Below are 18876 nucleotides of genomic sequence, written 5' to 3'. Positions count from 1 at the left end.
AAAGGATTCACAACGCCGGATCTTAGCGCACCCGCAAGGCTGCACATGTGCCAAAAGCCGGACTGGATGACTTGCACCCCAAGGCGCGATGCGGCACCTTGCGCCACTGCTGAATCAAAAGGATACAAATTCATGTCCCGTTCCCTGACCGGCGCCCTCGCCCACGGCTTCCTGGGCCAGTCGCCGCGTTGGTACAAGGCCGTCATCTGCCTGTTCCTGGTCCTCAATCCGTTGCTGCTGGCAACCCTTGGCCCGGTGGTCACCGGCTGGGTGCTGGTGATCCAGTTCATCTTCACCTTGGGGATGGCGCTCAAGTGCTACCCGCTGATGCCCGGCGGCCTGCTGCTGGTCGAGGCGCTGCTGCTGCGCATGACCACGCCCGAGGCCCTGTACGAAGAGCTGCAGCACAACTTCCCGGTGATCCTGCTGCTGATGTTCATGGTCGCCGGCATTCACTTCATGAAGGAGCTGCTGCTGTATCTGTTCTCGCGGATCCTGCTGGGGGTGCGCTCCAAGGCGGTGCTGAGCCTGCTGTTCTGCGTGCTCTCGGCGTTTCTCTCGGCGTTCCTCGACGCCCTGACCGTGACCGCGGTGATCATCAGCGCCGCGGTGGGCTTCTATGCCGTCTACCACCGGGTCGCCTCGGGTACCAACCCACGGGAGGAGTCGGCGCTGGACAGCGACCACCAGGTCGAACAGTTGCACCGTGACGACCTCGACCAGTTCCGCGCCTTCCTGCGCAGCCTGCTGATGCACGGCGCGGTGGGCACGGCGCTGGGCGGCGTGTGCACCCTGGTGGGCGAGCCGCAGAACCTGCTGATCGGCCATGAAATGGGTTGGCACTTCGCCGACTTCTTCCTCAAGGTCGCGCCAGTGTCGATGCCGGTGCTGGCGGCGGGCCTGGTGACCTGCGTGCTGCTGGAGAAGCTGCGCCTGTTCGGCTACGGCACGCTGATGCCCGAGCGCGTGCGCCAGGTACTGGCCGCCTACGCCGCCGAGGACGACGCCGCGCGCACTCCAGCCCAACGCGTCGCCCTGGTGGTGCAAGGCCTGGCCGCCTTGATCCTGATCGTCTGCCTGGGCCTGCACATCGCCGAGGTCGGCCTGATCGGCCTGATGGTCATCGTGCTGATCACCGCGTTCACCGGCATCACCGACGAGCACCGCCTGGGCCGCGCGTTCCAGGACGCCATGCCGTTCACCGCGTTGCTGGTGGTGTTCTTCGCCGTGGTCGCGGTGATCCACCAGCAGCAGCTGTTCAGCCCGCTGATCGCCTGGGTGCTGGCCCTGCCCAGCGAGCAGCAGCCGGGCATGCTGTACCTGGCCAACGGCCTGCTGTCGGCGATCAGCGACAACGTGTTCGTCGCCACCATCTACATCACCGAGGTCAAGCAGGCGTTCGTCAATGGCGCGATGAGCCGCGAGCACTTCGAGACCCTGGCGGTGGCGATCAACACCGGCACCAACCTGCCCAGCGTGGCCACGCCCAATGGCCAGGCGGCGTTCCTGTTCCTGCTGACCTCGGCGATCGCGCCGCTGGTGCGGCTGTCCTATGGACGCATGGTGTGGATGGCCTTGCCCTACACCGTGGTCATGGGCGGCCTGGGCTGGTGGGCGGTGACCTACTGGCTGTAGCCGAACCATCTGTAGGAGCGGCTTTAGTCGTTCCTGCAGGTGACCGCGTTCCCCCTGTTCTCTCCTCCCGTGCCCCCATCCGTCGAACCCTGACTATCGTTCAGCACTGCTGTCGATTCTCGCCAACCCCGTTCGACTACCCAGCACACCCACCCGAGGAGATTCATCCCATGCGCAAGCTCATCGTCGCCGCCTTCATCACCCTCGACGGCGTCATGCAGGCCCCCGGCGGTCCGCAGGAGGACACCAGCGGCGGCTTCACCCATGGCGGCTGGATCCCGCCGTTGGCCGACGAGGCCTTCGGCCAGGCCATGCAGACCTTGTTCAGCCAACCGTTCGAACTGCTGCTGGGGCGGCGCACCTACGACATCTTCGCCGGGTTCTGGCCAGAAGTCGTGCCCGAGGCGCCGGATCGTCCATTGGCCGACCTGTTCAATGGCGTGGCCAAGCATGTCGCCACCCACCGCCCCGAATCCATCGACTGGCAAAACAGCCACCCGTTGGGCACCGATGTGGTGGGGGCGGTGCGCGCGCTCAAGCAACAGGAGGGCCCGGCGCTGCTTACCCAGGGCAGCGGTGAACTGGTACGCCAACTGCTGGCGGCCGGGCTGGTGGACGAGCTGCGCCTGCTGATCCATCCCCTGCTGCTGGGGCGCGGCAAGCGCCTGTTCGGTGACGATGCACAGGCCGCAGCCTTCAAGCTGGTGGAATCAAGCAGCACGCCCAAGGGGGTGCTGCTGGCGCATTACGTGCGCAGCGGCGAGGTGCAGACGGGGTCGTTCTGAACGAAGTCAGTCGAGCAGGCGGGCGATGGCGTTGGCGAAGCCTTGCGGGTCTTCGAGCATCATCAGGTGCCCCACACGCGGCAGCACAGTGAAACTGGCCGCCTGCTCCTCGGCCCAGTGCGGCACATCCCAGCCGGCCCGCGAATGTTCGCCGGCGACCAGGTGCACCGGTTTCGTGGCGAACAACGTGCGCAGCTCCGTCAGATAGCCGGGTACGCCGGTCACCGCGACCACCGAGCGCGCCATGGCCTGCAGCGTGCCCGCGCCCTGGTGGGCCAGCCACTGGTCCGCCAGGGCCAGGCGCCCAGGATCGGCCATGATGCCGGAGCGGGCCAGCCAGGCAGAGGCATCGTCACGATAACCTTGCAGCAACGCCTCGGCCTCGACTGGGGCCATGCGCGCCACCGACGCCGACCAGAACGCGTCCTTCAAGGTGAAATTGCCCTCGACACTGATCACGCTCGCCACGCTGGCCGGATAGCGCCGGGCAAACAGCATCGCCACCACCCCGCCCACGGAGTGGCCGAGCAGGTGCACATAGGGCAGGTTGCGCGCCAGCAGGATCCGCCGCAGGTGCTCGACCTGGGCGTCGATGTCGATCAATTTCAATGGCGTGTCGTCCAGGCTGCCGTAGCCGAGCAGGTCCGGGGCAAACACCTTCCTGGGTCGCAGGGTGCGCTGAAACGTCGGGTGATCCAGGCAGCCGATCAGGCCATTGACCATAACCACGGGCGTATCCATTGCCATTGCCTGCCTCGACATTGTGCTTGCGGGAAGCCCGCAGCATGAGACCTGCCATGGTGATTTAACAGCACAATCCCATTGCGTCGCGCCAATCAGCGTTTTCCCGGACGCCCTTGTTATCATCCGGGCTCAACCGGGAGGGAACCCATGCTCGAAATACGCCGCGCCAGCCGCCACGACGCGCTGCAAACCTACACCATCCGCCGCCAGGCAATCCTGCATCAATGCGCCGGTGCCTACGGCGACGCGTTGGCCCAGGCCTGGGCCGACGTACCGTTCACCGAAGGCTACGCGGCGCTGGTCGCCGACCATTTCCACCTTGCCTGCATGGACGGCACGATTGCCGCCACCGGCATGCTCGACCTGCACAGCGGCGAGCTGGGCGCGCTGTTCGTGCTGCCGTCGTTCATGGGCCGGGGCATCGCCCGCAGGATGGTCGAACACCTCGAAGGCATCGCCCGGGCCGAGGGCCTGGAAACGGTCCATCTGGATGCCACCCTCAACGCCGCCGCGTTCTATCGCAACTGCGGCTACGTCGGCGACGCGTTATCGACCTACCAGTCGCCCTTTGGCCTCGAACTGTCCTGCATCCCCATGCGCAAGGCCATGGCCCGGGTATAAGATCAGAGCCCCCTGCCCCGGAGACCCGTCCCATGCTGCCCACCGCCTCCTCCCAGCACAGTGCCCGCCGCGTTCGCCTGCAGGCCTTGCGCGGACGGGTCGGCCTGGGGCTGGTGGCCGGACTGTCGGTGCTGGCCGGCATGACCGATGCCATCGGCCTGCTGGCGCTGGGCGACTTCGTCTCGTTCATGAGCGGCAACACCACGCGCCTGGCGGTGGCCATCAGCCAGGCGGACCTGGCGCTGATCCTGCGTCTAGCCCTGGCGATCCTCGGTTTCGTGCTGGGCAACACCCTGGGCGTCCTGCTGGCCCGGCGCCTGCGCCGGCGCGCCGCGCCCTTGCTGCTGATCGTCGCCACCCTGCTGGCCTTCGCCGCAGCCTGGCCGGCGTCGATCACCTTCCCCGCGCTGATCGCGGCCACCCTGGCCATGGGCATGCTCAATGCTGTGGTCGAACAAGTGAACGGCCTGCCGATCGGCCTGACCTACGTCACCGGCGCGCTGTCGCGCTTCGGCCGTGGCCTGGGACGTTGGCTGCTGGGTGAGCGGCGCGATGGCTGGCGAGTGCAACTGGTACCCTGGAGCGGCATGTTGCTGGGTGCCGCGCTCGGCGCCTGGCTGCAGCAACGGCTTGGCTTGCAGGCGTTGACGGCCAGTTGCGGTTTGGCCTGCCTGCTGGCGCTGGTGACGGTGTTCATTCCACGTGCCTGGCAACTGGGTTACATGCCGCGCTGAACGCATCGCCAACCCGACATCCATATGGATGCATACGACAACAGAAAATATTTTTCTGAATATGTATCCTTTACACTTGCTTTACATTTGCGAACCATTACCATTCGCGACCTCACAACAACAAATGAGTCGCATTCGATGGCCAAGAAGTCCGTTGCCCCAGTGTCCCTGTCGATGCTGGGCCTGCTGGTCACCCCTGCCCTTCATGCTGAAAATAAGGATCCGCTCGCCCTGCCGGCGACCTCGGTGACCAGCGCCTACGAGCAGCAGAGCTACAAGGCCAGTGAGAGCAAGAGTGCGTTGAAGATCGACGCCCCGCTGCGCGACATCCCGCAGACCGTCAACGTGGTGCCCGAGAGCGTGATCAAGGACCAGGGCGCCCAATCCATGGAAGACGTACTCAAAAACGTGCCCGGAGTTGGCCTGTCCAACGGCGATGGCCAGCGCGACCAGGTGACCATCCGCGGTTTCAGCGCCATTGGCGACATGTACATCGACGGTGTGCGCGACGACGCCCTGTACTTCCGAGACCTCTCCAACATCGAGCGGGTCGAGGTCATCAAGGGGCCGGCCGCCGTGCTCTATGGCCGTGGTTCATCGGGAGGCCTGATCAACAGCATCAGCAAGAAGCCTGGCTTCGCACCGAAGCAGGAAGTCGGCGTGAGCTTCGACAGCGAAGGCAAGCGCCGCACCCAGTTCGACAGCGGCTGGGCCGACCCGCAGGGCAATCAGGCATATCGTGTCACCGGCGCCTTCGAAGACAGCGACACTTTCCGCGACGACGGTTACATCGACCGCAAGGCCATTGCGCCGTCGGCCTACTTCAAGCTGTCCGACGACCTGGAACTGAACCTCGGCGCCACCTACCTGTACGACAAGCGCCTGATCGACTTCGGCATCCCCGCGCTGGGCAACCGTCCGGTAGACGTCAGCCGCGACAAGCGTTTCGGTTCGGGCAACGCGTCCCAGGACTATGCACGCAGCGAAGTGTTCTCGTTTACCGCCAGCCTGGACTACCGCATCAACGACGCGCTCACCCTGACCAACACCAGCCGCTACTACCGCTACGACCTGGACCGCAACAACACCCTGGCCGACAGCAGCCCGACACGCTTCGTCACCGCGCCCGACGGTGAACTGCTGGTCAAGCTCAATCGCGGCAACGTGGCCCGCGACGAGTCCGGGGTGTTCAACCAGACCGAGCTCAAGCAGCAGGCGCAACTGGCCGGCATGCAGCACAACCTGCTGTATGGCGTGGAGGTGGGTTTCCAGGACAAATACCAGCGTGTCTACAGCCAGAACAACGTCGCCCGCGTGCCGGTGTACCGCGACGCCCTGGTGGCAGTGCCGGAACACGCCGCCAACCTGTCCTCCGAAGGTACCAACTACCAGCAGACCAGCGGCTTCTACGTGCAGGACCTGATCGAACTGACCTCGCAGTGGAAGGCGCTGCTGGGCGTGCGCTACGACATCTTCGGCCAGGAGTACAACGACGCCCGGGTGCAGAACGTCGACCTCGACCGCACCGACAAGACCTGGAGCCCACGCGCAGGCCTGGTCTACCAGCCTGACCAGGTGCAGTCCTACTACGTGTCGGTCAGCCGCAGCTACCAGCCTTCGGGCGAGGTGTTCGCGGTATCGCCGACCAATGCCGGCCTGGAACCAGAGGAGACCACCAACTACGAGATGGGCGCCAAGTGGGACCTGCTCGACAGTCGCCTTTCGCTGACCGCTGCGGTGTTCCGCCTCGAACGCACCAACATGAAGACCGCCGACCCGAGCAATCCCAACCTCACCATCCTGGCCGGTGAACAACGCACCGACGGCTTCGAGGCCACCCTCAGCGGCCAGTTGAGCGACAAGTGGCAGATCTATGCCGGCTACGCCTATCTGGATGCCGAGATCACCAAGTCCAACAGCAAGACCAACGGCGTCGCCAACGAAGGCCAGGTGCCCACCCTGACACCACGCAACAGCGCCAACGTCTGGCTGGTGCGCACCCTCACCCCCGAATGGCGCGTGGCCGCCGGCGCCAACTACGTCGACGAGCGCTACACCGCGCTGGACAACAACGTGGTGATGCCCGGCTACACCACCTTCGATGCCGCGTTGTTGTACAGCGTGCAGCACTGGGATGCGGCATTGCGCCTGAAGAACGCCTTCGACCGCGACTACTACGCCTCTGCCCATGGTTCAGTGGACCTGATTACCCCGGGTGCGCCACGAACCCTTGAGGCCAGTGTCAATTACCGGTTCTGACCTGCCGACTGTAGGAACGGGTTTGTTCTGCGAACACCAGCCTTTACTGGGTTGGCCTCATCGCGGGTCAAGCCCGCTCCTACAGGGTATGCGTGTGCTTCGATAGTCACTATCGAGCGCAGCAATTTCCAAAGCATCGACGTGGCCAATAACCTGAGCTCATCGATTCGACACCCTCGAATCCCAGGCTCACGGAACCGCCCCGATGAACACCACCGCCCGCCTCCTCCTCGCCGCCCTGGCTATCGCCGTGCTGAGCGGCTGTGCCAGTCATCCCGAGCTGCGCCCCTATACCGCCGAGGAAGCCCGCCAGCTGCAACTCGAAGCGTTGCAGCGTCAGGGCCTGAGCCTGGAGGAGTACGAGCAGCGCAAATTGGCTGTATCGCGCGCCGGCCGGCCGCAGGTGGTGACCGACGCCGCCAGGGCAAGGACCGCGATCAGCGGTTGAGCTCGACCTCCTCCAGAAACGCCAGCAGGTGCTCATTGAACGACACCGGCGCTTCCTCCATGACGAAGTGCCCACAACCCGGCAGGATCACGCCGCGCACCGAGTCGGCGTGGCCCTGCATCGTCAGCAGCGGCGCATCACCCGTGGCATGCTCGGCACCGATCGCCAGCACCGGCATGGGCAGCGGCGTCCTGGCGCGTTCGAGGTTCTGCCGGATGGTCTCGGGGATCGCCCGGTAATAGGCGAAGCCCGCCCGCATTCCGCCCGGCGAGGCGTAGGCGCGGATATAGACATCCGCCGCCACCGCGTGCCGGCGCACCGCCCAGCGATCGAACATGAAGTTGAGGTAGCCCTCCTCGCGCCCGGCGATCAGGAACTCCGGCAGGTCGCGCACCTGGTTGAACAGGAAATGCCAGAGGAAGATGTTCTCCTGCGGCGCCACGAAGATCGGCGGCGCCTCGGCCAGGCCGGGAATCACCGCCTCGGCCACCGTCAACGAACGGACCGCCTGCGGCAAGTCGCAGGCCATGGCATAGGCCACCCACATCCCCACGTCGTGGCCGACCAAGTGGTAACGCTCATGCCCCAGCCGGGTCATGGCGGCATGCAGCACACGGGCGACGTTGCCGGTGTCGTAGCCCTGCTCGGGACGGTCGGAGTCCCCCAGCCCCGGCGGGTCGATGGCGATGGCGCGAAAGCCGCGCGCAGCCAGGATCGGCAGCACATGGCGCCAGGCGTACCAGGTCTGTGGCCAGCCCGGCAGCAACAGCACCGGCTCGCCCGCACCGGCCACGACACAGTGCAGACGCTGGCCCTGTACCTGCACATAGACATGCTCGAAGGCATCACCCAAGGACTCGACGGACAAGCTCATACCCGTACCTCCTTGTCGATGCCCAGCATGCGCTGGATCTGCCGGGGGTCGATCGGCGCGCCGGCGAAGTCGTCGAACACCTGGTCGGTGACCTGGATGATATGGCGGTTGATGAACTCGACGCCTTCACGGGCGCCGTCCTCCTGGCTCTTCAGGCAGCACTCCCACTCCAGGGTCGCCCAGCCGGCGAAGTCGTATTGCGCCAGCTTGGCGAAAATCGCCTTGAAGTCCACCTGGCCATCGCCCAGCGAGCGGAAGCGCCCGGCACGTTCGGTCCAATCGCTGTAGCCGCCGTACACGCCCTGCCGACCGCTCGGATTGAACTCGGCGTCCTTGACGTGAAACATGCGGATCAACGGGTGGTAGAGGTCCAGGTAGGCCAGGTAGTCGAGCTGCTGCAGGACGAAATGGCTGGGGTCGAAGAGGATGCGGCAGCGCGGGTGTTCGCCCACCAGGGCATGGAAACGCTCGAAGCTGGTGCCGTCGTGCAGGTCCTCGGCCGGGTGGATCTCGAAGCACAGGTTGACGCCCTGCTCGTCGCAGCAGTCGAGGATCGGCCGCCAGCGCCGCGCCAGCTCCTCGAAAGCGGCCTCGACCAGGCCCTGGGGGCGCTGCGGGAACGGGAACAGGTAGGGCCAGGCCAGCGCGCCGGAGAACGTGCCCATGTCGTCCAGGCCCAGGTTGCGGCTGGCCCGCGCCGCCAGTTTCATCTGCTCGATCGCCCAGGCGGTGCGTTCCGCTGGGTGCCCGGCCAACGCGGCCGGGGCAAAGGCGTCGCACATCGGGTCGTAGGCCGGGTGCACGGCGACCAGTTGGCCGATCAGGTGGGTGGTCAGCTCGCTGACCTGCAAGCCGCGCTCGGCCAGCCGGCCCTTGATCTCATCGCAATAGCCCGTGCTCTGCGCGGCCAGTTCCAGATCGAACAGCCGGGCATCCCAGGCCGGCACCTGCAAGCCCTTGAAGCCAAGCCCCGCGGCCCAGTCGGCAATGCTGTCCAGGCTGTCGAACGGCGGTTTGTCACTGCTGAACTGCGCGAGGTGCAGGCTCGGTCCCTTGAGTGTTCGCATGATGTCATCCTATTGTTTGTTGATCGACAAACAATAGGATCGAACGACGCTGCCCGTCAATCGCAAATTGGCTAGAATGCGCGTTTTGCGTATTCAGGCAGGCGAGCGATGGCAGGGCGACCTCGGGAATTCGACAAGCAACAGGCGCTGCGCAAGGCGATGCGGCTGTTCTGGGAACATGGCTACGAAGGCACCTCGATGTCGGCCCTGGTGTCCGCGCTGGGCATCGCCTCCGCACGCATCTACGCGGCCTTCGGCAGCAAGCAGCAACTGTTCGAGGAGGCCGTGGCCCTGTACGAGTCAGCCGAGGGTGGCTTCGCTGACCGCGCCCTGGCCCTGCCGGATATCCACCAGGCCCTGGCGCAAATGTTCGAGGACGCCATCAGCACCTATACCCGCGCCGACGAGCCCAGGGGCTGCCTGGTGGTCAGCGCCGCCAGCGGCGTGGCGCCGGACAACCTGGCCGTCCAGGAGTGGTTGTCCGGGCACCGCCGGCAGCGCACCGAGTCGATCGTCGAGCGCCTGCGCCAGGCCCGCGAACAAGGGCAGTTGCCGGCCGACGCGCAGGTCGAGGCTCTCGGCCACCTGTATGCCACCTTCCTCCACGGCATTTCCGTGCAGGCCCGCGATGGCGTGTCCGCGCACGATCTGCGCGAGGCAAGTCGCCAGGCATTGAACGTGCTGCCGAACAGCCAGGGCTGACGCGCTCACCTGTAGGAGATCACGCACGGCCTGTTTACCTCGGGCACGACAAAGCTGTTAGCCTTGCCCTGTTCAGGTCACCACGGACAGCCCATGGCCAACCACAAGATCGAGATCCGCCGGCGCAACGTCGAGAAGATCCTGCAAGCCGCCGAACAGGTGTTCGCCGACAAGGGCTACGGCGCCACCTCCATGGGTGATATCGCCGAGCGGGCGCAACTGCCGCGCTCCAACCTGCACTACTACTTCAGCACCAAGGACGAACTGTACCGCGCCGTGCTGCAGGACCTGCTGGATGTATGGAAGCAGGACGCCCTGTGCTTCGAGCACTTCGACGATCCGCGCGTGGTGCTGACCAGCTACATCCGCGCCAAGATGGGCCACTCGCGCTCAAGGCCGCTGGGCTCGAAGATCTGGGCCGAGGAGATGCTCCATGGCGCCCCGCTGCTCGGCGCCAGCCTGGACGAAATCCTGGTGCCCTGGGCGCAGCTCAAGCAAGCGAAGATCCGCAGCTGGGTCGAGGACCGACGCATCCTGCCGGTGGAGCCCTCGGCGCTGCTGTACATGATCTGGGCCGCGACCCAGCACTACGCCGACTTTGGTTACCAGGTCAACCTGCTCAATGGCGGCGAGCCGCTGTCCGACCTGGCGTTCGAGCAGGCGGTGCAGACCGTCACCGGCGTCATCCTGCGCGGTATCGGCCTGGAGCCTTAGCGGCCCAGGTGCTCGCACAGGAAATCAATAAATACCCGGGTCTTGTGCGGCACCTGGTTGCCGTTGGGGTAGACCACGCTGATCGGCTGCGCCGGCAGGCTGTAGTCCGGCAGCACCCGCCGCAACCTGCCGGCATCCAGATCCTCCTCGACCAGCCAGGCGGGCAGCACCGCCACGCCCAGCGCGGCGCAGGCCATCGCGCGGATGGCGTGGGACGCATTGGACTGGTAGGCCGCCCTGCCCACCACGCTCACGCTGCCCGTCCGCGCGCCGTGCAAGGTCCAGCTGGTCGGGCTGTGCAGGTTGCTGTTGGCGATCCAGGGCACATCCGCAAGGTCCGCGGGCTCGGAGATGGCATGACGAGCGAGAAACGCCGGTGAGGCCACCAGCAGGATGTCGTAGTCGGCCAGCTTGCGGCTGCGCAGGTTCGAGTCCGTTAGGGCGCCGAGGCGCACCACCAGGTCGAGCCGTTCGGCAATCAGGTCGCTCAGCGACGAGTCGGTCTCGTAGCTGATCGACAGCGCCGGGTAGCGCTCGGCGAACAGCGGGATCAGCGGCAGGATGAAGCGCTCGCCGTACTCCCCGGTGGTACTGATGCGCAGCCTGCCCGATACGCCGTTGTGCCGACGCAGCACACTGTCGAAGGCGCCTTCGACGTCGCTGACGATCACCTTGAAATCGTCGTAGAAGCCCTGGCCGGTTTCGGTCGGGGCGACGGCGCGGGTGCTGCGCGCCAGCAGCGTCACGCCCAGCGCCTGCTCCAGTGCCTTGACGTGCTGGCTGGCCATGGCTTTGCTGATGCCGAGAAAGTCCGCCGCCTTGGTAAAGGAGCCGAAATCGACCACCGCCAGAAACGTCTGCACCCGGTTGAGCTGGGTGTGGAGGGCCGTGCGCGGCATTGTTCACTTCCATCAAACAGAGTTTCAAGGGTAGCGACATCGACAGGGACAGTCCACGGCACCTACGCTGCGCGCCGAAAAGGAGTGGCAATGACGTACCGGTATCGCGTGGCAACGATCTTCCTGATGGGCTTTTTCATCGACTGCATCAACCTGTTCATGCCGACCGTGGCGTTGCCACGGATCGCGGCCGAGTTCGCCATTGGCAACACCAGCAGCGCCTGGGTCGGCAACGCCTACATGCTCGGGCTGACCCTGGCTGTGCCGGTGAGCACCTGGCTGGCGAGCCGCTGGGGCGCGCGGCGCCTGCTGTGCGCCGCCATGCTGGGGTTCAGCGTGGCCGTGTGGGGCTGCGGCGAAGCCGCAAGCTTCGCCGGGCTGATCACCTGGCGCCTGCTCCAGGGCATGGCCGGTGGCTTGCTGATCCCGGTGGGGCAAGCGCTGACCTTCGAGCGGTTCCAGGGCCCGGAGCGCGCCCGCGTGTCCACCCTGGTGATGGCGGTGGCGCTGCTGGCGCCGGCGCTGTCACCCACCCTCGGCGGAATGATCGTCGACCATGGCCGCTGGCCGTGGGTCTTCCACTGCAACATTCCGCTGGCCCTGCTGACGGCGGCGTTGGCCTGGGCCTGGATTGACCAGACACCGGCCCCGGCAGCGCCGCGCCCGGACTTCAAGGGATTGCTGCTGGTCAGCGCCGCCCTCGCCTGCCTGCTGCTGGGCCTGTCGCTGTACGGTGCCGGCCATGGCATCACGCTGGCCATCGCCTGCCTGCTGGCCGGCTTGTCCTGCGCCCTGCTCTACCGCGCCCACTACCAACGCTCGGCCGGGGGCATCATCGAGCTGAAACTGCTCGGCAGCCCTCGCCTGCGGGTCTCGATGCAGGTCTACCATGCGATCCCCGGGGTGTTCACCGGGGTCAACCTGCTGAACATCTTCTACCTGCAGGAGGTGCTGGGCCTGAGCGCCCAGGCCACCGGCCTGTTCATGCTGGTCTATGCCGCCGGGGCCTTCGCCGCCATGCTGCTGGCCGGCCGGCTTTACAACCGCGTCGGTGCCGCCCGACTGTTGCTGCTCGGCCTGCTCCTGCACAGCCTGGGTATCGGCCTGCTGGTCATGGTCGACACGCAGACCGATAGCGCCGTGCTGATTGCGGCCTACGGCCTGATGGGCATTGGCGGCGGCATCGGCGCCAACACCGCCCAGACCACCGCGCTGCTCGACTTCAGCGGCGAGCGGATGCAGCAGGCCAGCGTGCTGTGGAACCTCAATCGGCAGATGGCCTTCAGCGTCGGCGCCGCCTCGCTGCTGATGATTTTCAACCTGTTGCTGGTAGGCCTGAGTCCGCCCGCAGCCTATCACCTGACCTTCACCCTGGCCGCGCTGCTGGGGCTGACGCCGCTGCTGTCACTGAACACACTGCCCAAGGAGAACCATGCCCATGCCTGAACACGCGATTGCCCGCGCCGAACGCAGCATCCACCACGTCCACGAACTGATCCAGATGGTCTTCACCCGCCCGGTGGCCGAAACCCAGTCGGTGCTCGGCGGGCTGATGGCGGTGTTCGCCGATGATTTCAGCATGGTCGGTACGACAGGCACGCTCGTGAGCCGCCCGCAGGTCGAGCAATTGTTCAAGGGGGCCGCCGGGACCAGGCCAGGATTGCAGATCACGATCAGCGATGTGCAAGTGGTGTGGCAGGCCGGGTTGAATGTGGCGATGCGCTACAAGGAAACCCACCGTTCGCAGGGCATGGCGCAGGCGCGCTGGTCGCTGGCTTTGCTCGAATGCAGCGACCGCGGGGTGGTGTGGCGCTGCCTGCATGAAACCGCGATTGCCTAGGCGATAGCGCGTCTGCAGCCCCGCCAATCAATCAGACATGGCTTGTTCCACAGCGCCATGGGTGCGCTCGAACTGCAACGGCGTCACCGTGACATGGCCACGCGCCAGTTCCGCCATTTCGCTGCCGGGCTCATCCTCGGTGCGGTGATTGTTCATCTGCAACCAGTGGTACTCGAAGTGTCGCGGGTCGACCTCGGTACGCACCGAGACGCTGTTCAACGGCCCGACACCCTGGCGCGTCACCTTCAACGGCCGGACGGCCTCCAGGGCACAATCAGGGAAGTTGACGTTGAGGCAGGCATCGACCGGCCACGGCATATCCAGCACGCCGAGAATCACCTCGGGCGCCAGGTTCAGGCCGATGTCCCAGGGTACCGCGTCGCGATCGCTGTAGGCCTGGCTGAGTGCGATCGAGCGTACCCCCAGCAGCAGCCCGGTCATCGCCGCGCCGACCGTTCCGGAGAATACGGTTTCAGTGCCCAGGTTCGCCCCACGGTTGATACCGGACAACACAAGGTCAGGCCTGGCGTCCTTGAGCAGATGCCCCAGCGCCAGCGCCACGCAGTCACCCGGCGTGCCGGTGACGGCGAAGCGCCGCTCGCCATGGTTGCTGAGCCGTAGCGGCGCGTGCAGGCTCAGCGAATGGGAGGTGCCGCTCTGGTCGCGGTGCGGCGCCACTACCCACACCTCCCTGGCCAGCCTGGCCGCCACCTGTTCCAGCACGGCCAGGCCGGGCGCGTCGATGCCATCGTCGTTGGTCAGCAGAATGCGTTCGAATCGGTAGGTCATGGTTCATCCTGTGAAGTTGCCGGTCAAAGGTGCCCCGGCAACGATAGCTCAGACATGCTCCTCCACACGCCCGACCGCGCGCACGCCCTGCTTCCAGTCGAGCCCATCGGCGCAGCTGGCGGCGTGGCGACCATTGATGTCCAACGCGGAGGTGAAGAAGAACTGGCCGACCGTCAGCTCGCCCACCGCATGGATCTGCCGGGTGCTGCCGGTCCGGCCCTGCACGCGATAGCTCGTCGGCTCGATGCAGATCCCCCCCTGCGGGTGACGGGTGACCGTGCCGTTTTCCAGCAGCGTGGCGAGCAACGGTGAGTCGAGCAGGTCGGCGTCGCGCGGAGAGCCGATGGCATGGATCAGCCGGTCGTAGACATGGCGCCAGCCGCTGCCCTGCAGGACCAGCCCATCGCCGCCCCGCTGCGGCGCGGCGAACGGACCGGCGACGAACTCCAGCTGGCCACTGCGCAGGTAGCTGAGGATCTTGCGCGCATTCTGCGCCGGGATGGACACCCGATAAGCCATGAAAAAGCTGAAGTACTCGCGCAGGAAACGCGCCTGCGCGGCATCGTCCAGTGCCTGCCAGATATCCTCGACGAAACCGTTGGTGGCATAGAGGATCGCCTGCCAGGTCCGCGCTGAGCGGGCATGCTCGAGTTCAGCCTCGATGAAACCGGCGATGTCGGCCGGCGGCGCGGGCATGGGGATCACCGCGCTGGCCTTGCCCGGCTCCTGGAAAGCCAGCTCCTTGCGGAACAGGCCGACCAGGTCGCTGATCTGCAGGCGGCCGTTCTGCGCCACCAGCGCATGGAGCCCTTCACGGGTCAGGTAGCGCAGCGTGACCGGCTCCTGGGTCCCCCGCACCACGGGAAAGTAACCACTGCGCGAATGCATGCGGATGGGGCCTCGATGCCCCCGTTCGATCAGGGCTATGACGGTGTCGATGGCGCTCAGCCGTGCGCCGACCACCGCCACCCGCTCGTGGGGCGCCACCACGCGCAGCAGGCGGGAAACCGGATACGGCGTATCCAGCACCCGCGGGTCGCCGGACGGCTCCGGCTTCTTGCCCAGCGGCCCACAGCACAGCACGACCTTGCCGGTCGGCAGGCTGAGGCCGCAGCGGGTGCGCAGGGTTTCCACGCCATCGATCAGGTCGATCGCGCAGACCTCCGCCTGCAATTGCACCAGCTGGCAACCCAGGGTCGCGCCGCGCAGCACGATCTGCTTGAGCTGGTGCTGCAGGTAGATACCGAACAGGGCCCGAGGCGCGAATCCGTCCGCCTCGGGACGAAAATCGGGGTACGCGCGGCGCCAGGCCTGCGGGCTCTGCTGCAACCACTGCAGGAAATGCCCGGGCAGATGCGGGTATGGCGTGATAAGGCCGGTCCTGGTGTTGAGCAGGTTGCTCTCCAGGTCGGCCTCGTAGGCCGCGCCGCGTCCGAAATCATCCCGCTTCTCGAACAGGTGGATGACGCCTGCCGGCGCGCTGCCGGCGGCCACGCGGTCCAGATGGCGTTGCAGGAAGGCGATGGCCGTCGCGCCGCAGCCGACGATTGCAAAGGTGTTTTTCATCAACGTGCGTCCCTCTCCAGTAATGCTTCCCTGTCCACGGATTGCGTTCCAGCCTCAGGCGAGCTCGCCCAGGAAGGCCTTGATGCGCTCGGCACCGGCCAGGACCTTGCCGGCTTCGCCGGAATACGACAGCCGGGCATGCCCCGCCGCGCCGAAGAAACTGCCGGGGATCAGGGCAACGCCGAAGTCCCTGAGCAGTACGTCGCAGAACGACTCGTCATCACCGATCACCTGCCCGTGGAACGACCGACCCAGCGCCTGGCCGATATCGAGGAACAGGTAGAACGCTCCGGCAGGCTCGCAGAAGCGCAGCAACGGCGCACCGCGCAGCACCTCGAGCAAGGCCTGGCGCTGCCCGGCAAGACGCTGCCGGGCAGCGATGGAGAACGCCTGGTCACCCTCCAGCGCCGCCGTCGCCGCCGCCGCCGCGGGGGCCGGCAGGTTGGAGATCGAGTTGGAGTTGAGCGTGGTGACCGCGTCGGCGATCCGCCGGTCCGCCGCCAGCAAGCCGACCCGCCACCCCGGCATGCCATAGAGCTTGGAGACGCTGTCGATCTTGATGATGCGCCCGGCCAGATCCGGCGCCACCGTCAGCAGGTCGGGACAGTGGTCCATGCCGTAGACGAAGCGCTGGTAGACGTCATCGCAAATGATCCAGACGTCATGTTTGCGCAGCACTTGCGCCAGCCCCTGGAGTTCCTCGACCGAGTACACGGCACCCGTAGGATTGCCGGGGGAGTTGAGCAGCACCACCCGCACCTGTTCGTCGAGCGCCTGTTCCAGGGCCTGGGGGGACATCTTGTAGCCGCTGTGCGCGGTGCAGCGCACATCGACGACGCCCGCCCCGACCAGATCGGCGATATCGAAGTAGGTCGGCCAGCACGGGGTCGACACCAGCAGCTTGTCGCCCGGGCGGATGATCGCCCGCAGCACGCTGAACAGCAGGTGCTTGGCGCCAAGGCCGGCGACCAGGTTGCGTTCGTCGAAATGCGCGTGGCCAAGGCGCCGCAGGTAGCCCAGGTAGGCCTTGAGCAATGCCGGGTCGCCACGGCTGGCGCCATAGCCGCCGGTGTCCTCATGGGCCGCCCGCACTGCCGCCTCGACGATATGGGGCGCCGGCAGGAAGCCGGGCACGCCGACACCCAGGTCGATGACCGGCTGCGGCGCCTCCCTGACCTTCTGCGCCACCCCGAGGATCGGACAGAATCGCGCGAATTCCAGGTCTGCTGAAAGCGTAGGCATGCAGGATTCTCCAGAAGTCCGTTTCAGGCGGCGCGCACGGCCGTGTGGCCACGCGCCATGAGCGCGGCCATGTGGGTGGCCGTCGCGGTGATGATGTCGAGATTGCCGGCACTTGGATCGAGGTAGTCCCCCGCTCCCTCGACCCGCACCATGGTGAACAGGCGACCTTCGCTGTAGTGCAGGTCGACGATCACCTCGTAGCCCGGCACGGCCTCGCGCACCAGCGCCACGGCCCGCTCCACCTCGTGACGGGTAGCGGCCAGGTCGGCCTGGGCGATCAGTGCCGAGACCGCCGTCTGCATGTAGACATTGGGCTTGGCCGGGTTGATGTTGAGGATTGCCTTGACCTGACCACAGCCAGTGAAGCGCCGCAGCGCCTGTTCGGTGGTGGTGATGTAGTTGCTCAGGTTGCGACGGGTGGCGGGACCTGCGCTTTCGGCACTGATCGACGACACCACCTCGATGTAGCGCACCGCCGGGTTGGCCCGGGCGATGGCGGCGGCCAGCGGAATCGAGGCCTGCCCCCCACAGGTGATCATGTTGACGTTGCTCGCCCCGGTCAGCTCCAGGCCGTTGAGCGAAGGCACGCACAGTTGGCCCAGGGCCGCCGGGGTGAGGTTGATGATCACCTTGCCGGCCTCGATCAGGCGTGGCGCGTGGCGCTCATGGTCGGCGGCCGAGGTGGCGTCGAACACCAGGTCGAACTCGCCGATCCGGGCGAACAGGCCTTCGATGCCATCGGCGGTGGTGGCGACCCCGCGCTCCCGGGCGAAGGCCAGGCCCGCGGAGTGCGGGGAACGTCCGGCGACCAGCGTGCAGTCCAGGTCAGGGTGGGCCAGGACCTTGCACAGGATGTCGCAACCGATGTTGCCGCTGCCGATAATGGCGGTTTTCAGGGACATGAACGCACTCCAGGGTCAGGCAACGGAAGGTTGGGAAAGGCGGCTGGCCACCGAGATGATCAGGTCTTCCTGGCCGGCTACCGCGTTGCACTGGGCCAGGGCTTCGTAGATTCGCCGTGGTTCGACGCCGAACTCGCTGGCGGCGCGCGCGACATGTTTCTCGAAACCGCTGCACACGCCGTACAAGCCACTGATCAGGTTGGCGGTCTTGACGACCGTGGGCGTGCTGACCGGGGCGATGCTCTCCAGCTGTTCGATGGCGCGGCACAGGGCGAAGATGTCCACGCCGGTGGCGAAGCGGTAGCGCTCCAGCACGGCGCACAGGGTCTCCAGCTGGGTGTTGCCGGCGCCGGCGCCGAAGCCGCGCATGCAGCCGTCGACGATGGTCGCCCCGGCCTGGACCGCAGCCAGTGAGTTGGCGATGGCCAGGCCCAGGTTGTTGTGGCCATGGAAGCCCACCGGAATCGACAGTTCGCTGCTTAGCAAGGCAATGCGCTCACGGGTGCTGTCCGGATCGAGGTGGCCCGCCGAGTCCATCAGCACGATGGCGTTGGCACCATAGCCCTGCTGTTTAGTCGCCTCCTCGAGCAAGCGCTCGGGGCTGGCCATGTGGCACATCATCAGCACGCCATGCACATAGGCACCGTTGGCGCGGGCATGCTCGATATAGCTTTCGGTCACGCTCGCCTCGGTGCAATGGGAGGCGATGCGCAACACCTCGACACCGATCCGCAACGCGGTATCGATATCATCGAGCCTGGCGAAGCCTGGAATCATATGGATGCCCAGGCGCGTGCGACTGAGGTTGGCGCGCGCGGTCTCGAGCATCTCGGTGTCGGCGTGGCGGGCCAGGCCCAGTTGCAGGGACGATGCCCCCAGGCCGTTGCCATGGCCCACCTCGACCACGCTCAGGCCGCAGCCGTCGACTGCACGGCAATAGGCGGCGATATCTTCCAGGCTCAACGAATGGGAGACGGCATGGTTGCCGTCGCGCAGGGTCGGATCATGAATGGCGATTGCAGCGGTCATCGAGATCGAGTCCTTGTGATCGAAGG

General features: G+C 66.2%; 19 protein-coding genes. 10 read left to right on the top strand and 9 right to left on the bottom strand.

Annotation, left to right across the window (positions count from 1 at the left end; all coding sequences use genetic code 11):
- Nucleotides 1–132 precede the first annotated feature (132 nt).
- Together nhaB and HU735_RS21215 are read left to right on the top strand one after the other, a co-directional pair.
- The gene (gene nhaB / locus HU735_RS21220; RefSeq protein WP_186715132.1) at nucleotides 133–1635 is read left to right on the top strand and encodes a sodium/proton antiporter NhaB; all 1503 of its coding nucleotides are present in this window, start codon (nucleotides 133–135) and stop codon (nucleotides 1633–1635) included.
- Nucleotides 1636–1805: 170 nt separating this feature from the next.
- Nucleotides 1806–2420 (top strand): dihydrofolate reductase family protein, encoded by a 615-nt coding sequence (locus HU735_RS21215; protein WP_186715128.1) that lies wholly within the window; start codon nucleotides 1806–1808, stop codon nucleotides 2418–2420.
- A 6-nt stretch (nucleotides 2421–2426) separates the two neighbouring features.
- On the opposite strand, the gene HU735_RS21210 is transcribed toward HU735_RS21215, so the two are convergent.
- Nucleotides 2427–3161, bottom strand: coding sequence for an alpha/beta hydrolase (locus HU735_RS21210; RefSeq protein WP_186715127.1), 735 nt, complete (start codon nucleotides 3159–3161; stop codon nucleotides 2427–2429).
- A gap of 150 nt (nucleotides 3162–3311) precedes the next feature.
- Between HU735_RS21210 and HU735_RS21205 the strand changes: the two genes are divergently transcribed.
- From HU735_RS21205 to HU735_RS21190, 4 genes are all read left to right on the top strand, one after another.
- Entirely contained in the window at nucleotides 3312–3785 is a 474-nt protein-coding gene (locus tag HU735_RS21205; protein ID WP_186715125.1) for a GNAT family N-acetyltransferase, read from the top strand.
- 32 nt (nucleotides 3786–3817) lie between these two features.
- Nucleotides 3818–4519: a YoaK family protein gene (locus HU735_RS21200; protein WP_186715123.1), complete on the top strand. Its 702-nt coding sequence runs from the start codon at nucleotides 3818–3820 to the stop codon at nucleotides 4517–4519.
- Between the two features lie 138 nt (nucleotides 4520–4657).
- On the top strand, nucleotides 4658–6778 hold the full coding sequence (locus HU735_RS21195) for a TonB-dependent siderophore receptor (protein WP_189657114.1): 2121 nt from the start codon (nucleotides 4658–4660) through the stop codon (nucleotides 6776–6778).
- 205 nt (nucleotides 6779–6983) lie between these two features.
- The gene (locus HU735_RS21190) at nucleotides 6984–7226 is read left to right on the top strand and encodes a hypothetical protein (protein WP_186715121.1); all 243 of its coding nucleotides are present in this window, start codon (nucleotides 6984–6986) and stop codon (nucleotides 7224–7226) included.
- Here the strand turns inward: HU735_RS21190 and HU735_RS21185 are convergent.
- Entirely contained in the window at nucleotides 7216–8100 is an 885-nt protein-coding gene (locus tag HU735_RS21185) for an alpha/beta hydrolase (RefSeq protein ID WP_186715119.1), read from the bottom strand. The two genes, HU735_RS21190 and HU735_RS21185, sit on opposite strands and share 11 nt — an antisense overlap.
- Nucleotides 8097–9167 carry a sugar phosphate isomerase/epimerase family protein gene (locus tag HU735_RS21180; protein WP_186715117.1) on the bottom strand — a complete coding sequence of 357 codons (1071 nt, stop codon included), beginning with the start codon at nucleotides 9165–9167 and terminating at the stop codon, nucleotides 8097–8099. The genes HU735_RS21185 and HU735_RS21180 overlap by 4 nt, the downstream gene beginning before the upstream one ends.
- A 108-nt stretch (nucleotides 9168–9275) precedes the next feature.
- Between HU735_RS21180 and HU735_RS21175 the strand changes: the two genes are divergently transcribed.
- On the top strand, nucleotides 9276–9869 hold the full coding sequence (locus tag HU735_RS21175) for a TetR/AcrR family transcriptional regulator (protein ID WP_186715116.1): 594 nt from the start codon (nucleotides 9276–9278) through the stop codon (nucleotides 9867–9869).
- 93 nt (nucleotides 9870–9962) lie between these two features.
- Complete coding sequence (locus HU735_RS21170) at nucleotides 9963–10583, top strand: TetR/AcrR family transcriptional regulator (protein WP_186715114.1); 621 nt, start codon at nucleotides 9963–9965, stop codon at nucleotides 10581–10583.
- On the opposite strand, the gene HU735_RS21165 is transcribed toward HU735_RS21170, so the two are convergent.
- Nucleotides 10580–11482 (bottom strand): LysR family transcriptional regulator, encoded by a 903-nt coding sequence (locus tag HU735_RS21165; protein ID WP_186715113.1) that lies wholly within the window; start codon nucleotides 11480–11482, stop codon nucleotides 10580–10582. The two genes, HU735_RS21170 and HU735_RS21165, sit on opposite strands and share 4 nt — an antisense overlap.
- A 90-nt stretch (nucleotides 11483–11572) precedes the next feature.
- Between HU735_RS21165 and HU735_RS21160 the strand changes: the two genes are divergently transcribed.
- Both HU735_RS21160 and HU735_RS21155 read left to right on the top strand, forming a co-directional pair.
- Entirely contained in the window at nucleotides 11573–12928 is a 1356-nt protein-coding gene (locus HU735_RS21160) for an MFS transporter (RefSeq protein ID WP_186715111.1), read from the top strand.
- Complete coding sequence (locus HU735_RS21155; RefSeq protein WP_186715110.1) at nucleotides 12921–13322, top strand: DUF4440 domain-containing protein; 402 nt, start codon at nucleotides 12921–12923, stop codon at nucleotides 13320–13322. The genes HU735_RS21160 and HU735_RS21155 overlap by 8 nt, the downstream gene beginning before the upstream one ends.
- A 27-nt stretch (nucleotides 13323–13349) precedes the next feature.
- On the opposite strand, the gene surE is transcribed toward HU735_RS21155, so the two are convergent.
- The 5 genes from surE to dmpG are packed head-to-tail and all read right to left on the bottom strand — an operon-like array spanning nucleotide 13350 to nucleotide 18850.
- Entirely contained in the window at nucleotides 13350–14111 is a 762-nt protein-coding gene (gene surE, locus HU735_RS21150; protein ID WP_186715108.1) for a 5'/3'-nucleotidase SurE, read from the bottom strand.
- A gap of 48 nt (nucleotides 14112–14159) precedes the next feature.
- A complete protein-coding gene (locus HU735_RS21145; protein WP_186715107.1) occupies nucleotides 14160–15677 on the bottom strand; it encodes an FAD/NAD(P)-binding protein in 1518 nt (505 codons plus the stop codon).
- Between the two features lie 54 nt (nucleotides 15678–15731).
- Nucleotides 15732–16919 (bottom strand): aminotransferase class I/II-fold pyridoxal phosphate-dependent enzyme, encoded by a 1188-nt coding sequence (locus HU735_RS21140; protein WP_186715105.1) that lies wholly within the window; start codon nucleotides 16917–16919, stop codon nucleotides 15732–15734.
- Nucleotides 16920–16942: 23 nt separating this feature from the next.
- On the bottom strand, nucleotides 16943–17821 hold the full coding sequence (locus HU735_RS21135; RefSeq protein WP_186715103.1) for an acetaldehyde dehydrogenase (acetylating): 879 nt from the start codon (nucleotides 17819–17821) through the stop codon (nucleotides 16943–16945).
- 15 nt (nucleotides 17822–17836) lie between these two features.
- Nucleotides 17837–18850 (bottom strand): 4-hydroxy-2-oxovalerate aldolase, encoded by a 1014-nt coding sequence (gene dmpG, locus HU735_RS21130; protein ID WP_023630164.1) that lies wholly within the window; start codon nucleotides 18848–18850, stop codon nucleotides 17837–17839.
- Nucleotides 18851–18876: the final 26 nt, after the last annotated feature.

This window comes from Pseudomonas sp. BW16M2 (genome assembly GCF_014268865.1).
In the GTDB taxonomy this organism is placed as follows: Bacteria; Pseudomonadota; Gammaproteobacteria; order Pseudomonadales; family Pseudomonadaceae; genus Aquipseudomonas; species Aquipseudomonas peradeniyensis.
The sequence above is the reverse complement of the archived record's forward strand: the minus strand, read 5'-3'. Positions and strand labels throughout refer to the sequence as shown.

Bases quoted from the DNA above. Each gene is read 5' to 3' on its own strand.
- HU735_RS21155 (WP_186715110.1), top strand. From the start codon at position 12,921: ATGCCTGAACACGCGATTGCCCGCGCCGAACGCAGCATCCACCACGTC.
- HU735_RS21205 (WP_186715125.1), top strand. From the start codon at position 3,312: ATGCTCGAAATACGCCGCGCCAGCCGCCACGACGCGCTGCAAACCTAC.
- nhaB (WP_186715132.1), top strand. From the start codon at position 133: ATGTCCCGTTCCCTGACCGGCGCCCTCGCCCACGGCTTCCTGGGCCAG.
- HU735_RS21165 (WP_186715113.1), bottom strand. From the start codon at position 11,482: ATGCCGCGCACGGCCCTCCACACCCAGCTCAACCGGGTGCAGACGTTT.
- HU735_RS21135 (WP_186715103.1), bottom strand. From the start codon at position 17,821: ATGTCCCTGAAAACCGCCATTATCGGCAGCGGCAACATCGGTTGCGAC.
- HU735_RS21160 (WP_186715111.1), top strand. From the start codon at position 11,573: ATGACGTACCGGTATCGCGTGGCAACGATCTTCCTGATGGGCTTTTTC.
- dmpG (WP_023630164.1), bottom strand. From the start codon at position 18,850: ATGACCGCTGCAATCGCCATTCATGATCCGACCCTGCGCGACGGCAAC.
- HU735_RS21210 (WP_186715127.1), bottom strand. From the start codon at position 3,161: ATGGATACGCCCGTGGTTATGGTCAATGGCCTGATCGGCTGCCTGGAT.
- HU735_RS21200 (WP_186715123.1), top strand. From the start codon at position 3,818: ATGCTGCCCACCGCCTCCTCCCAGCACAGTGCCCGCCGCGTTCGCCTG.
- HU735_RS21175 (WP_186715116.1), top strand. From the start codon at position 9,276: ATGGCAGGGCGACCTCGGGAATTCGACAAGCAACAGGCGCTGCGCAAG.
- surE (WP_186715108.1), bottom strand. From the start codon at position 14,111: ATGACCTACCGATTCGAACGCATTCTGCTGACCAACGACGATGGCATC.
- HU735_RS21185 (WP_186715119.1), bottom strand. From the start codon at position 8,100: ATGAGCTTGTCCGTCGAGTCCTTGGGTGATGCCTTCGAGCATGTCTAT.
- HU735_RS21195 (WP_189657114.1), top strand. From the start codon at position 4,658: ATGGCCAAGAAGTCCGTTGCCCCAGTGTCCCTGTCGATGCTGGGCCTG.
- HU735_RS21145 (WP_186715107.1), bottom strand. From the start codon at position 15,677: ATGAAAAACACCTTTGCAATCGTCGGCTGCGGCGCGACGGCCATCGCC.
- HU735_RS21190 (WP_186715121.1), top strand. From the start codon at position 6,984: ATGAACACCACCGCCCGCCTCCTCCTCGCCGCCCTGGCTATCGCCGTG.
- HU735_RS21170 (WP_186715114.1), top strand. From the start codon at position 9,963: ATGGCCAACCACAAGATCGAGATCCGCCGGCGCAACGTCGAGAAGATC.
- HU735_RS21180 (WP_186715117.1), bottom strand. From the start codon at position 9,167: ATGCGAACACTCAAGGGACCGAGCCTGCACCTCGCGCAGTTCAGCAGT.
- HU735_RS21215 (WP_186715128.1), top strand. From the start codon at position 1,806: ATGCGCAAGCTCATCGTCGCCGCCTTCATCACCCTCGACGGCGTCATG.
- HU735_RS21140 (WP_186715105.1), bottom strand. From the start codon at position 16,919: ATGCCTACGCTTTCAGCAGACCTGGAATTCGCGCGATTCTGTCCGATC.